Raw genomic sequence first — 13,309 nt, 5'->3', positions numbered from 1 at the left:
TGGTCAGTGGATGAGCACTTTTCCGCCGCACGATGAGCCCACACCGCTGGAGAGGAGCAGGACATGCTGCGAGGAATGGCCACCGTCACCTACTACGCCGAGAACCACGAAGCCGCGAAGGCCTGGTACACCGAGTTCCTGGGGGTCGAGCCGTACTTCGAAGTGCCCGGGTACTCGGAGTTCCGGATCGGCGACTACCAGCACGAACTGGGCATCATCGACCGCGAGTACGCCCCCTTCGCGTACACCGAGCCGGGCGGCGAGATCGTCCGCTGGCACGTCGACGACCTCGAAGGCACCTTCGCGCGCCTGCTGGAACTGGGCGCGAAGGAGTACGAGCCGATCATCGAACGCGGTCCCGGGTTCGTGACGGCGTCGGTCGTCGACCCGTTCGGCAACGTTCTCGGGATCATGACGAACGTGCACTATCTCGCGGTGCTGGCGGAACGCTCATGAGCCGGTACGCCTCCTTGACGCACTTCTCGCACCGTTCGTGCCGCGCGGTCTTGCCCGCGGGATCGGTGCCGTAGAAGGGGAAGCAGCCCGCGCCGCAGCTCGCGAAGTAGATCAGGCCGAGCCGCACCTCGCCGCGGCCGACGTAGTGGGTGAGCCGGCGGCGCGGCTCCGGGCCGCATTCGGGAATCCAGCCGTGGGCGGGCAGGCGGGCGGCGGCGATCTCGTCGAGGACGCCGGCGCGGCTGATCAGATCGGCACCCAGGCAGCTGAGGCGCTCGCCGAGGTCGCGCAGGCCGTCCGCGCGCAGGGGCGGGCCGGTCAGCCAGGCGAGGTCGCCCGGGAGGGTTTCCGCGAGGTCGCGAAGACGGGTCAGAAGAGCGTGGTCCGGGTCCATGACCAGCAGCGAACCTGACGCGGATCCGCGACACCAGCCGCCGGGCGGCCCGGCGGAAATGCCGGACCCCGATGACAGAATGCGGTCATGGCGACACCCTTCGCGACACCCCGGGCGAGAGCGCTCGGCTTCGGGCTGCGCACCTGCCGGGAAGCGCGGAACCTGGGAGTGCGGCAGCTGGCCCGGATCATCGGCGTGCACGCGCAGGAACTGTCCAACTGGGAGTACGGGAAGCGGATCCCCAAGGTGGAGCAGGTGGCGCTGCTGATGGGGGCGCTGGTCGTGGAGCCGGAGGAGCGGGCGAGGCTGCTGGACCTGGCCCGTACCGCGGCCGAGCCGAGCTGGCTGGAGAAGGCGGTGCCCGGTGTGGCGGCTCGCGCCTCCAGCTACGCGGAGAACGAGCGCGCGGCATCGGCGATCTTCGACTGGGAGCCCGCGGTGATCCCGGGACTTTTCCAGACTCCGGACTACATCCGGGCCCTGCTGAGCGACCAGGAACAGCCCGAGCGAATCGAGCGGATCGTGCATGCGCGGATGGCGCGGCGCGAAGTGCTGACGAGGCACTACCCGCTGGACTACCACGTGCTGGTCGGCGAAGGCGCTCTGCGAGCCGAGGTCGGCGGTGTGCCGGTAATGGCGGAGCAGCTTCGGCACCTGCTGCGGGCTTCGATGCGACGGAACATCCGGCTTCAGGTGCTTCCGGCACGAGCCAGTGCGCAGGCGGTGACCCACAACTTCGGTGTGCTCGAGTTCGATGCGCTCCCGACCATTGTTTTCGTCGAGCTCTACCGGGCGAGCGCCTACCTCTACGATGACGATCAGGTGGCCAGTTATCGCGCGGCGGCGAAGAACATGGCGGCGCTGGCGATGAATGAGCACGAGAGCGGCGAGTTCATCCGGGAGGTGATCGCCGACCTGGGAGAGGCAGCATGATCTGGCGGAAGTCCAGTTACAGCGCAACAGAGGACAAGTGTGTCGAAGTGGCGCTCGGACCTGCGGCAAAAATCCGCGACACCAAGGACCGCTCCGGCGGCACCCTCGAAATCTCCACCCGATCGTGGGACGCCTTCCTCGTCACCCTATGTGCGCCTGACCCACTGGATCTTCCGAAGCTGTAGCGGTTGCACACATAGCTAGCGACCGGGGTCACGCTTACCGTTCCCGTCCATGACCAGCGATCTGGACGGGCGCACCGCCCTCGTCACCGGGGGTGCGAGCGGCATCGGCCTCGCCTGCGTCCGCGCCCTCGCCGCGGCCGGGGCCAAGGTGCACGTCGTCGACATCGACGAGCGCCGCACCGAAGCCGCCGCCGGCGAAGTCGGGGGCTGGGCGCACGTTGCCGACCTCAGCGATCCCGCCTCCATTGCCGCCCTGCCCGCCGAAGTCGACATCCTGGTCAACAACGCCGGCGTCCAGCACGTCGCGCCGATCCAGGACTTCCCGCCCGACCGGTTCACCCACATCCAGTCCCTGATGGTGACCGCTCCCTTCCTGCTCATCCGGCACACGCTCCCCGCCATGTACGCCCGGGGGTGGGGGCGGATCGTCAACATGTCGAGCGTCCACGGGCTGCGCGCCTCCGCCTTCAAATCCGCCTACGTCGCCGCGAAGCACGGCCTCGAAGGGCTCTCGAAGGTCGCCGCGCTCGAAGGGGCCGAGCACGGCGTCACCAGCAACTGCGTGAACCCGGGTTACGTCCGCACGCCGCTCGTCGACGGTCAGATCGACGCCCAGGCCGCCGAGCACGACATCCCGCGCGAGGACGTCGTCGCCGAGGTCCTCCTCAAGCGGGCCGCGATCAAGAAGCTCATCGAACCCGAGGACGTCGCTTCCCTGGTGGTGTGGCTGTGCTCGCCGCACGCCGGCCACATCACCGGGGCGTCCATCCCCCTCGACGGCGGCTGGACCGCCGCATAACGACCCGCGCAGGACCCGCCGCGCAACCAAACCACAAGGAAGTGGAGCCCGCAGTGAGCCAACCCCACCGGTCGGCGATCGCCAAGATCGTCGGCGCGAGCCTGATCGGCACCACCATCGAGTGGTACGACTTCTTCCTCTACACCTCCGCCGCCGCCCTCGTCTTCAACAAGCTGTTCTTCCCGACGGCGGATCCGCTCACCGGCACGCTGCTGGCGTTCCTGACCTACGCCGTCGGCTTCCTCGCCCGCCCGATCGGCGGCCTCGTGTTCGGCCACTTCGGCGACCGGCTCGGCCGGAAGAAGCTGCTGGTCCTCAGCCTCGTCCTGATGGGTGGCTCGACCTGCCTGATGGGCGTCCTGCCGACGTACGCGAGCGCCGGCGTCGCGGCACCTCTGCTGCTGACGCTCCTTCGGCTCATCCAGGGCTTCGCGCTCGGCGGCGAGTGGGGCGGGGCCGTCCTGATCGTCTCCGAACACGGCGACGACCGCCGCCGCGGCTTCTGGGCGAGCCGGCCGCAGTGCGGCGCGCCCGGCGGCAACCTGCTGGCCACCGCCGTGCTGGCGATCCTGTCCGCGACGCAGTCCGACGCGGCGTTCATGTCCTGGGGCTGGCGCGTCCCGTTCCTGCTCTCGGGCGTGCTGCTGCTGATCGGGCTGTGGATCCGGCTGGCCGTCGCCGAGTCGCCGGTGTTCCTCGCGGCCCAGCGCCAGGCCGAGGCGCGCACCGAAAAGCACGTCCCGGTGGTCGAGGTCTTCCGCCGCAGCTGGCGGCAGGTGCTCGTCACCATCGGTGCGCGGATGGCCGAAAACGTCTCGTACTACGTGATCACCGCGTTCATCCTCGTGTACGTCACCACCGGGCTGCACCTGCCCAAGGGAGTCGGCCTGACCGCGGTGCTCATCGGCTCGGCCGTGCACTTCGTGACGATCCCGCTGTGGGGCGTGCTGTCCGACCGCGTCGGACGGCGCCCGGTCTACCTGTTCGGCGCGATCGGGATGGCGCTGTGGGGCTTCGCGTTCTTCGCCCTGCTGGACACGAAGTCGTCGCCGGTGATCGTGCTGGCCGCGACCGTCGGGCTGGTGCTGCACGGCGCGATGTACGGCCCGCAGGCCGCCTTCTTCGCCGAGCAGTTCCCGACCCGGGTGCGCTACACCGGCCTTTCGGTCGGCGGCCAGCTGTCGTCGATCGCCGCCGGCGCCGTCGCGCCGCTGATCGCCGTCGCGCTGTTCTCGGCGTGGCACAGCACCGTGCCGGTGTCGCTGTACGTCGCCGCGATGTGCGTGATCACGGTGGTCGCGCTGCTGTCCGCCCGCGAGACGCGCGGCGAATCGCTGCACGACGACGTCGAGGCGGAAGCGGCGACCGTTTCGCCTTAGCATGACCGCCGTGACCGCACCCTCGGACGCGCTGCGCCGGCTGCTCGACCTGCTCGCCTCCGGGGCGAGCACCGAGCAGCTGGCGCACGTCGTCGTGGCCGCCCGGGCCGGGGGCACCCTCGGCCCGGCCGACCTGGCCGCGCTGGCGAGCGCGGGCGAGCTGGCGCTGCGGATCCGCGAAACCCTGGCCGAGCACCGGCGGCGGGAAGCCCAGCTCACCGCGTTGTTCGAGACCGCGAGCGAGCTGGCCGGGCTGTCCGACCCGGACACCGTGCTGCGGTCGATCGTCCGGCGGGCGCGGGCGCTGCTCAACGTCGACGTCTCGTACCTGAGCCTGAACAACGAGGCCGAAGGCAAGACCTACATCCGGGTCAGCGACGGGTCGGTGTCGGCGGAGTTCCAGCAGATCGTGCTGGGCATGGGGGAGGGCCTCGGCGGACTGGTCGCGCAGACCGCGCGGCCGTACGCCACCTCGGACTACTTCAACGACGACCGGTTCAAGCACACCCGCCACATCGACTCCGGCGTCGAAGACGAGGGCCTGACGGCCATCCTCGGCGTCCCGCTGGCCATCGGCCCGAAGGTGCTCGGCGTGCTGTTCGCCTCCGACCGGGCGACCCGGGAGTTCTCCGCCGACGAAGTCGCGCTGTTGTCGTCGCTGGCCGACCACGCGGCGATCGCCCTGGACAGCGCGAACCTGCTCGACCAGACCCGCCGCGCGGTCGCCGAGCTCAACGAGGCCAACGCGACGATGGAACGCGCCGAGGACGCCCACGACCGGCTCACCGACCTCGTCCTCCGCGGCGGCGACCTCCCGGACGTCGCCGACGCCGTCGCGGCGGTGCTGCACGGCGACCTCACGGTGTACGACGCCGACGGCACGCTCCTGGCGAGCTCGTCGGCGCCGGTGGCCCTCGACGCGGACGCGCTCGCCGCGGCCCGCGCCACCGGCCGCGCGGTGTCCACAAAGGACAGCTGGGTGTGCGCGGTGCAGGCCGGGCCGGAACTGCTCGGCAGCCTGGTGCTGGCCGGGCGGGCCGGGCTCAGCGACCCCGACCGGCGGCTGTTCGAACGCGCGGGCGTCGTGACGGCGTTGCTGCTGATGCTGCGGCGATCGGTGGTGCGCGCGGAGGACGAGGTCCGCGGCGAGCTGCTGACCGATCTGCTCACCGCGCCCGGCCGCAACCCCCGGGCGCTGCTGGCCCGCGGGCGACGGCTCGGGATCGACCTGTCGGCCCCGCACGCGGTCCTGGTCGCGCACGCGGACGGCGGCTCGCGGCGGCGCGTGGCGAGCGCGGCCGCCCGGCACGCGACGCTGGTGGGCGTGCACGCCGAGGAAGTCGTGCTGCTCGCGACCGGCGACCCGGACGAGCTGGCCCGCCGGGTCGCGGCCGACCTCGGCTCGGCCACCGGCCGCCCGGTGACGGTGGGGGCGGCGGGCCCGGCGAGCGGCCCGTCGGCGATCGCGGACGCCCACGCGGAAGCGGCCCGCTGCGTCCGCGCGCTGCTGGCGCTGGGCCGCACCGGCGAAGGCGCGGCGATGGCGGGGCTGGGGTTCCTCGGCCAGTTGCTCGGCGACCGCGCGGACCTGGACGCGTTCGTCCGCCAGACCCTGGGCCCGGTCCTGGACTACGACGAGCGCCGCGGCACCGAACTGGTCGCCACGCTCCGGGCGTACTTCGCGAACGGTTCGCAGCTGGCGCGCACGAAGGACGTGCTGCACGTCCACGTGAACACGGTGGTGCAGCGCCTGGAACGGGTGGCGTCGCTGCTGGGGGAGGACTGGCAGGCGCCGGACCGCGCGCTGGAGATCCAGCTGGCCCTGCGCCTGCACCGCCTCGGCGCACCGCGTGGGTAGCGGTCAGCTCCAGCGTTCGGCCAACGGCCTGCTGTCGTTCGGATCCTGGTTGGGCCGCCAGTAGCCGGCGGCCCGGCACACGGTGGCGGCCGGGCAGCTGACCCCGGTGAAGACGGTGAGGGTGCTGCCTGACGGCACGGGGGCGGCGGTCGCGGTCCAGCTGCTGCCGTCCCACCGGTAGGCGACCGGCGTGATCGGGCTGTTCTGCGTCGAGCCGACGGCCATGCAGTTCGTCGCGCTGGCGCAGGAGACGCCGTCCAGCCGGAAGTACTGGCCGACGACCGAGGTGACCCAGGTGGTGCCGTTCCACGTTTCGATGTCGGCGCCGAGGTACGAAGACACGAAATAGCCGGCCGCGACGCAGAAGGTGGCGGAGGCGCAGGACACCCGGCTGAGCCCGTCGTTGCTGTGCGCGGCCGGCTGGGCGGTCCAGGTTCCGCCGCCGCTCCAGCGTTCGATCAAAGGTTGTGACGCGGCGGTCCGGCCGACAGCGGTGCAGGCGCCGCGCTGGGTGCACGACACGCCGGTCAGCTGGTCGCCGGCGGCGGTGCCGGGCACGGTCGTCGGCGCCCACGTGGTGCCGTTCCACAGCAGGGCCACGGCACCGGCGGCGGACCGGCCGACGCCCAGGCACCAGGTGAAGCCGGCAACGCAGGACACCCCGTACAGCTCGCCGCCGGCGATCACCGGCAGCGTCTGGCGCGACCACGCGGTGCCGTCCCAGCGCATGGCCAGCGGAGTGGTGGCCCCGCCGGCGACGGCGTAGCCGACCGTCGTGCAGGCGGTGGCCGACGTGCAGGAAACGTCGCTCAGGTGCGTGTCTCCGGCGACGTTCGGCAGCGGCGACAACGCCCAGCTGCCGGCGGTGTACTCCTCCGCCAGACCGGCGACCTGCGTCTCCTGCTTCTTGCCGACCGCCATGCAGAAATCGGCCGAGACGCACGAAACCGCGCCCAGGGCGGAGCCCGTGGGATCGGCGGGCAGCGCCGTCGGCTCGATGTGCCACTGCAGCGACGCCCACGCCGGGGTCCCCGGTATCAACAGCGCGGCCATGACCACGACCAGAAACGCGACCGTTCTGCGCACGACCACGACCCCTTCCCCAGTGGATCTTCGTTGGTACACCGGCGAAATCCGTCGCTCGGCCAGAGGCACGGTACAGAACGGCGAACGCGCGGCAAAGCCATGGCACCCGCTGGGCAGCGCGACTGCGGGCGCGTCAGCCACCTGGCCCTAGCGGAACCTCGCCGAACCGGGCACGGTGGGAGTTGACGGATACCGAACCGAGGGGGTCTCGTGAAGGAATTCGAAAGCGCACTCGCGGCCGCGTTCGACGTGCGCCCGGCCGAACTGCCCGCACTGGCGATCGACCAGCTCGACGGCCGGCTGCCGGCCGGTGCGCCGACCGGACTCTGTACCGGCTGTGCCACCCGAGCCGAGCCGGTGGCGGGTTCCATCTGCCGGGTCGAGCCGGTTCGCGGGTGCATCTGCGCGTGCGTGGCCGAGCGTCCCGAGCCGGTCGAGGTGCGTGCCTGCTACTGCCGGGTGGACGTGCCCGAGCCGGTGGCCGCGACCGCCGGGTGACCGAACCGTCCCCGCCGCTCGTCGGGTTCAAACGGCACCTCAGCACCGCCGTGGTGCCCGGCGACGCGGTCTACGTCCTGTCCGAAGACGGTGCCACCGCGCTGCGCGGGCCGCACCTGGAGTCCCTGGTCCCGTTGCTGGACGGCACCAGGGACTTCGCGGCCCTGCGCCGTGACCTGCCCGCCGGCGTCCCCGCGGACGAGGCTTCCGGGGTGCTGACCCGGCTTGCCGAAGCGGGGCTGATCGGCCTGCGCCCGGCGGCGGCCACGCCCGAATCGGCCTACTGGGACGCCGTGGGCGGCGAGCCGGTCCGCGGGCGGGTCGCGCTGATCGGCGGTGATGCCACGGCGGCCGGCGTCCTGCATTCGGCCGGGCTCACCGTGGCCGAAGACGCCGACCTTTCCATTGTGCTGTGCCACGACTACCTCGACGAGCGGCTGTCCGAAGTGGACGCCGAGCACCGCGCCGCCGGGCGGCCGTGGCTGCTCGCGAAACCGCTCGGGGCGCGGGTGTGGATCGGCCCGTTCTTCACCCCCGGCGACGGCCCCTGCCGGCACTGCCTGGCCGCGCGGCTGTGGGGCAACCGGCCCGCCGAAGCCCACGTGCGCGAGGCACTCGGCCTGCCCGGTCCCGTGCCGCGCCCGGACGTCACGCTGACGCCGCTGACCGCCGTCGCGCTCAACCTGGTCGCCCTGGAAGCGGTCAAATGGCTGGCCGGGCAGCGGTACCCGGGCCAGCGGACCCTGTGGACGTTCGACAGCCGCGACCTGACCGGCGAGCGGCACGAGGTGCGGGCCCGGCCGCAGTGCCCGTCGTGCGGAAACCCCGGCCTGGTGCGGGAACGGACCCGCCGTCCCGTGGTGTTCGAGCCGCGGCCCAAGTCGCACACCGGTGGCGGCGGGCACCGCGCGTGGCCGCCGGAGCAGGTGCTCGCCACCTACCGGCACCTCGTCAGCCCGCTGACCGGCGTGGTCAAGGAACTGCAGCGCGACACGCGCGGCCCGGCGCTGTTCAGTTCGTTCCGCTCCGGTCCGAACATCGCGCTCGGCCGCCGCGGCGCCGAACGGCTGAGCACGGCGTTGCGGAGCGAGAACGGCGGCAAGGGAGTCACCCCGCTGCAGGCTGAAGTCGGCGCGTTGTGCGAAGCCCTCGAACGGCACAGCGGGCACCACGACGGCGACGAGGAACGGGTGCGCGCCACTTTCCGTGCGCTGGACGGCGAAGCGGTGCACCCGGACACGTGCCAGCTGTTCCACGAACGCCAGTTCGCCGACCGCGCGCGCACCAACGCCAGCCACGGCCCGTTCCAGTTCGTCTGCGACCCGTTCGACGACGACGTGGTGCGCGACTGGACGCCGGTGTGGTCGCTGACCCGCGGCGAACACCGGCTGTTCCCGACGGCCATGCTGTACTTCGGCGTGCCCGCGCAGCCGGGTTCGGCGTCGTTGTTCGCCGACTCCAACGGCAACGCCGCGGGCAGCACCTTGGAGGACGCGGCACTCCAGGGGATGCTCGAGGTCGTCGAGCGCGACGCCGCCGCCCTGTGGTGGTACAACCGCACCCGGCACCCGGCCGTCGACCTGGACGCCTCCGGTGACCCGTGGCTCGCCGAGCTGCGGCAGGCCTACGCCGACCTGGGCCGCGAGGTTTGGGTCCTCGACATCACCGCCGACCTCGGTGTGCCGGTGATGGTGGCGCTGTCCCGGCGGACCGGCGGCCCGCCCGAGGCAATCATGCTGGGGTTCGGCGCGCACCTCGACCCGGCCGTCGCACTGCGGCGCGCCATGACCGAGCTGAACCAGATGCTGCCCCCGGTCCTCGACGGGTGGCACGGCGGCGGCGACCCGGACGCGGTCCGCTGGCTGCGGGACGCGACGGTGGCTTCGGAGCCGTACCTGCTGCCCGACCCGGCCCTCGGCCCGGCCCGGTCCGCCGACCTCTCGTCGCCCGACTTGCTGACGGATCTGCGATTCGTGCAGGCCAAGCTGGAAGGGGCCGGGCTGGAGGTGTTCGTGCTCGACCAGACGCGGCCGGACATCGGCTTGCCCGTGGTCAAGGTGATCGTGCCGGGGATGCGCGGGTTCTGGGCACGGTTCGCGCCCGGCCGGCTCTACGACGTGCCGGTCCGGCTCGGCCGCTTGGCGGAGCCGACCGCCTATGAAGACCTCAACCCGATGCGGATCTTCCTCTAGCGCCTGTCCGCAAAGCCGCGAGCAGGGGCGTTCATATTGATTTCGCAGGTCACAGCCCGGCGCGCAAAGGTTCCCGTGTTCGACGACCCTTCGGGCAGGGGTAAAACGTTTGAGGGCGCTTGACGACGTTCAGCCGCGGCTGGCACGGTCGGCCTGGCGAGAGTGTCTCACCCCGCTGGGACCGCGGGAGTGATTCCGGCACTCTCGGCAACTGGGGTTGTTTCCTGGGGGTCAATCAACTACTGCTCGCCCGTTTTCCCTGTGCGAGTACGAGAATCGGAGTCATTCGATGCGCAACAAAATTGCGGCCGTGGTCGCGACGGCGGCTTTCGTCGCCGGTGGGTCACTCATGACCGCGACGTCGGCGTCGGCCACCGTGGACCCGCCCGGCGGCACCTGGGACCACACGTGGACCACCACGGACAGCGCCAAGGGCGGCACTGTCTACGTCGAAGAGCACGGTGACGTCGTGTCCGTCTGCGACTCGGCGGCCGACGGGCTCTCGGCCCGGGCCGACGTGGCCGTCCAGCAGAGTTCGGGCGCCTACGTCGTCCGTTACCAGCTCGTCGCCTCCGGTGGCTTGGGATCCTGCGCCACCGCCAGGGCTTCCGACGGCGGCACGCACGACCTCCCGGAAAACGTGAGCATTGGCGTCGGGGTCTACCTGGGCCCGAACTACCAGCACACGAGCAACCACTACTACCTCAACGACCACTAGGTCTCCGACGTCCCGGCCCGGTCGTCGGATCCGACGACCGGGCCGGGACGCCACAGGGTTCTAACACTGCCCGTCGGCCAGCACCCAGTAGCCCGGGGAGGTCTCCCGCAACGCGTGGATCGTGAACGTGTTCCACAGTCCCATCGCCTGGTTCGAACCGTTCGCGTACGTCTGCCCGGCCCTCTGGTGCGCACGGCCCGCCTGCGTGTGGGCGTAGTTGCTCGCGCTCACGCAAGTTCCCGCCGGTGTGGTGGCCGTCGTCGTGGTGGCCGTGGTCGTGGTGGTCGACGACGACGGCGGCGGGGTGCTGCCCGATCCCTTGTCCAGGCCGAAGAACACACCGGTGTAGTAGCTCGAGCAGATGCCGGCCAGGAAGTACGCGCCGGTGCTGCCGCACTGCGTCGAACCGGTGCCCGGGTCGACCGCGGTCCCGTGGCCCATGCCCGCGATCGAGTACAGCTGCACCCGGTCGGCGTAGTTCGTCAGCGTCGTGCCGCCCGGCAGGGACTGCGTGCTCGTCGGGGTCTGCGAGACGCCGTGCACCGCGGTCCACTGGTCGCGCAGTTCGGTGCCGTTGACCGGGTAGACCGTGTAGTCGCCGGTGCCCTGCCAGATCGCCACCCGCGGCCACGGCCCGCCGTAGCCGGGGTACTGCGCCTTGACCTTCGCCGCCCACTGCGCCGGGGTCAGGTGCTGGTCGTTCTGCTGACAGTTCGTCGCTTCGGTGACGCTCGTGGCGCACTGGGCGGGCAGCCCGGCGTCGATGCCGCCCCCGGCGAAGACGTCCGGGTACGCGGCGAGCAGGTCGGCGGTCATGCCCCCGCCCGCCGACAGGCCGGTGACGAACACCCGGGAGCGGTCCGAGCCGTGGTCGGCGACCGCCTTGTCCACCATGGACCTGACCGACGCGGCTTCGCCGTTGCCGCGGGTGTCGTCCGCGGTGGAGAACCAGTTGAAGCACTTCAGCGAGTTGTTCGCCGTCGACTGCTGCGGGAACACGACCTCGAACCGCCAGCGGTCGGCCAGTTCGGGCCAGCCGGAGTGGGCGTAGTAGTCCGCGGCGCTCTGCGTGCAGCCGTGCAGCGCGACGACCACCGGGCGGCCGGTCTCGAGCCCGGCGGGGGTGTAGGTGTACATCGCCAGAGCACCGGGATTGGCGCCGAACGACGAAATCTGGACGAGGGACGAAGGCGGCGGATCCGCGGCGGCCACCCCGACGGTGGTCAGCACGGCGGCGGTGATCGCGGCGAGGCCGGCGAAGGCGAGTTTGCGCATGGTGAGTTCCTTCTCGTCGTTGAGAGGGTTCCCAGTGACGCTAAGACGGCCGCCCGGCCGGAGACCATGTGGCCGTGCACCACATCGGCCCGCCGTTTAGTGGTGGCCGCCGGGATGGCTTCCGGCGGGCGCACGCGCTTGGGTTCGGTCCATCGGAAGAGGCGGAGGTGGACCGTGCGGGGTTGGCTGGTTCTGGTTCTGGCGGGAGCGCTCGCGGCGGCGCTGCCCGCGTCGGCTTCGGCTTCGGCCGGTCGTTGCACGGCGAACGTGCCCGGCGCCGAGAAGTCCGTGGCCGTGTGCCTGGACGACTTGACGACGACCGGCACGCTCGCGTCCGGGCACACCGTCGAGGCCGACTGGGCGGGGCTGACGTCGGCGGGGCTGCCGACGTTCGGCGCGGTGCCCGGTGTGCAGGTCGACGGCTACTTCCCGGACACGTCGACGGCGAACGCCAACAACGGCTGGAACCACGACGCGCAGTTCGTGCTGCGCCTGCCGGACCGGTGGAACGGCGGCCTGGTCGTCGCCGGCTCGCCCGGCGTCCGGCGCCAGTACGCGAACGACCGCGCGATCGGGGACCAGGCGCTCGCGGAGGGCTACGCCTTCGCCGCGACCGACAAGGGCAACACCGGCGCGGCCTTCTACACCGACGGCGTCCGGCCGGGGGACGCGCTGGCGGAGTGGAACTCGCGCGTGACGCAGCTGACGCTCGCCGCGCGGGCCGCGGCGGCCCGGCACTACGGCCGTCCGGTCGCGAAGACCCTCGCGGCCGGGCTGTCCAACGGCGGGTACCTCGTGCGGTGGCAGCTGGAGAACCGGCCGTGGCTCTACGACGGCGGCGTCGACTGGGAGGGGACGCTGTGGCGGGCCGACGGGCCGAACCTGCTCACCTTCCTGCCGCCGGCACTGCGTGCTTACCCGGCGTACGCGGCGGGATCGGCGTCGGCACACCAGTCCATTTTGGACGCCGGCTTCGCGCCGGGGTCGGAGTTCCTGTGGGACTACCACTACCGGGTCTACTGGGACCTGACCCAGCGGATCTACCGGGAGGAGATCGACCCGTCGTTCGACGGTGCCCTCGAGGCCGGCACCCCGTTCTGCGCCTCGGGAACGCCGTCCTGTGACGCCGACTACGCGTATGCCTCACGGCCGGCGTCGGTCGCTCGGGCGGTCGAGCGGATCTCGCTGACCGGGCGCATCGGCAAACCGCTGCTGACCCTGCACGGCACGCTCGACACGCTGTTGCCGATCACCCGTGACTCGGACGTCTACGACCGGATGATCACGGCCGCGGGCCGCGGGGCACTGCACCGGTACTACCGGGTCGAGGGCGGCAACCACGTCGACGGGCTCGTCGACGCCTTCCCGGACCGGCTGCGCCCGCTGGGCCCGTGCTTCCGGACGGCGTTCGACGCGCTGGCGGGCTGGCTGCGCGGAGTGCGTCCGCCGGCCTCGGCGACGATCGCGCGTCCCGCCGCGGCGACCCCGGCGGAGCTGGCGAGGTCGTGCTCGCTGGGCTGACCCCGCAAGCGCCCC

General features: G+C 71.8%; 13 protein-coding genes. 10 read left to right on the top strand and 3 right to left on the bottom strand.

What is annotated here, in order from left to right; genetic code table 11:
* The first annotated feature begins 63 nt into the window (after window positions 1-63).
* On the top strand, window positions 64-456 hold the full coding sequence (locus tag ACLJOU_RS34800) for a VOC family protein (protein WP_410573501.1): 393 nt from the start codon (window positions 64-66) through the stop codon (window positions 454-456).
* On the opposite strand, the gene ACLJOU_RS34795 is transcribed toward ACLJOU_RS34800, so the two are convergent.
* Entirely contained in the window at window positions 410-850 is a 441-nt protein-coding gene (locus ACLJOU_RS34795; RefSeq protein ID WP_410573500.1) for a hypothetical protein, read from the bottom strand. The genes ACLJOU_RS34800 and ACLJOU_RS34795 overlap by 47 nt on opposite strands.
* An 87-nt stretch (window positions 851-937) precedes the next feature.
* Here ACLJOU_RS34795 and ACLJOU_RS34790 point away from each other — a divergent pair, with 87 nt between their 5' ends.
* From ACLJOU_RS34790 to ACLJOU_RS34770, 5 genes are read left to right on the top strand one after another with little or no spacing between them, the layout of a single operon-like run.
* Complete coding sequence (locus ACLJOU_RS34790) at window positions 938-1,783, top strand: helix-turn-helix domain-containing protein (protein WP_410573499.1); 846 nt, start codon at window positions 938-940, stop codon at window positions 1,781-1,783.
* The gene (locus ACLJOU_RS34785; protein WP_410573498.1) at window positions 1,780-1,968 is read left to right on the top strand and encodes a DUF397 domain-containing protein; all 189 of its coding nucleotides are present in this window, start codon (window positions 1,780-1,782) and stop codon (window positions 1,966-1,968) included. Before ACLJOU_RS34790 ends, ACLJOU_RS34785 begins: the two co-directional genes overlap by 4 nt.
* 49 nt (window positions 1,969-2,017) lie before the next feature.
* Window positions 2,018-2,767, top strand: a complete 750-nt coding sequence (locus tag ACLJOU_RS34780; protein WP_410573497.1) for a 3-hydroxybutyrate dehydrogenase — start codon at window positions 2,018-2,020, stop codon at window positions 2,765-2,767.
* A gap of 53 nt (window positions 2,768-2,820) precedes the next feature.
* Window positions 2,821-4,146 carry an MFS transporter gene (locus ACLJOU_RS34775; protein WP_410573496.1) on the top strand — a complete coding sequence of 442 codons (1,326 nt, stop codon included), beginning with the start codon at window positions 2,821-2,823 and terminating at the stop codon, window positions 4,144-4,146.
* Between the two features lies 1 nt (window position 4,147).
* Window positions 4,148-6,004 carry a helix-turn-helix domain-containing protein gene (locus ACLJOU_RS34770; RefSeq protein WP_410573495.1) on the top strand — a complete coding sequence of 619 codons (1,857 nt, stop codon included), beginning with the start codon at window positions 4,148-4,150 and terminating at the stop codon, window positions 6,002-6,004.
* A 3-nt stretch (window positions 6,005-6,007) separates the two neighbouring features.
* Here ACLJOU_RS34770 and ACLJOU_RS34765 read toward each other — a convergent pair whose 3' ends face one another.
* Window positions 6,008-7,090, bottom strand: coding sequence for a hypothetical protein (locus ACLJOU_RS34765; protein ID WP_410573494.1), 1,083 nt, complete (start codon window positions 7,088-7,090; stop codon window positions 6,008-6,010).
* A gap of 210 nt (window positions 7,091-7,300) precedes the next feature.
* Between ACLJOU_RS34765 and ACLJOU_RS34760 the strand changes: the two genes are divergently transcribed.
* From ACLJOU_RS34760 to ACLJOU_RS34750, 3 genes are all read left to right on the top strand, one after another.
* Window positions 7,301-7,588, top strand: coding sequence for a hypothetical protein (locus ACLJOU_RS34760; protein ID WP_410573493.1), 288 nt, complete (start codon window positions 7,301-7,303; stop codon window positions 7,586-7,588).
* Window positions 7,585-9,780, top strand: a complete 2,196-nt coding sequence (locus ACLJOU_RS34755) for a TOMM precursor leader peptide-binding protein (RefSeq protein ID WP_410573492.1) — start codon at window positions 7,585-7,587, stop codon at window positions 9,778-9,780. The genes ACLJOU_RS34760 and ACLJOU_RS34755 overlap by 4 nt, the downstream gene beginning before the upstream one ends.
* 289 nt (window positions 9,781-10,069) lie before the next feature.
* Window positions 10,070-10,498: a hypothetical protein gene (locus tag ACLJOU_RS34750; RefSeq protein ID WP_410573491.1), complete on the top strand. Its 429-nt coding sequence runs from the start codon at window positions 10,070-10,072 to the stop codon at window positions 10,496-10,498.
* Between the two features lie 60 nt (window positions 10,499-10,558).
* On the opposite strand, the gene ACLJOU_RS34745 is transcribed toward ACLJOU_RS34750, so the two are convergent.
* The gene (locus tag ACLJOU_RS34745) at window positions 10,559-11,773 is read right to left on the bottom strand and encodes an alpha/beta hydrolase family esterase (protein WP_410573490.1); all 1,215 of its coding nucleotides are present in this window, start codon (window positions 11,771-11,773) and stop codon (window positions 10,559-10,561) included.
* Window positions 11,774-11,965: 192 nt separating this feature from the next.
* Here ACLJOU_RS34745 and ACLJOU_RS34740 point away from each other — a divergent pair, with 192 nt between their 5' ends.
* Window positions 11,966-13,294 (top strand): 3-hydroxybutyrate oligomer hydrolase family protein, encoded by a 1,329-nt coding sequence (locus tag ACLJOU_RS34740; protein WP_410573574.1) that lies wholly within the window; start codon window positions 11,966-11,968, stop codon window positions 13,292-13,294.
* The last annotated feature ends 15 nt before the right edge of the window (window positions 13,295-13,309 follow it).

The organism is Amycolatopsis sp. cmx-4-61 (assembly GCF_046548775.1).
GTDB lineage: Bacteria > Actinomycetota > Actinomycetes > Mycobacteriales > Pseudonocardiaceae > Amycolatopsis.
The sequence above is the reverse complement of the archived record's forward strand: the minus strand, read 5'-3'. Positions and strand labels throughout refer to the sequence as shown.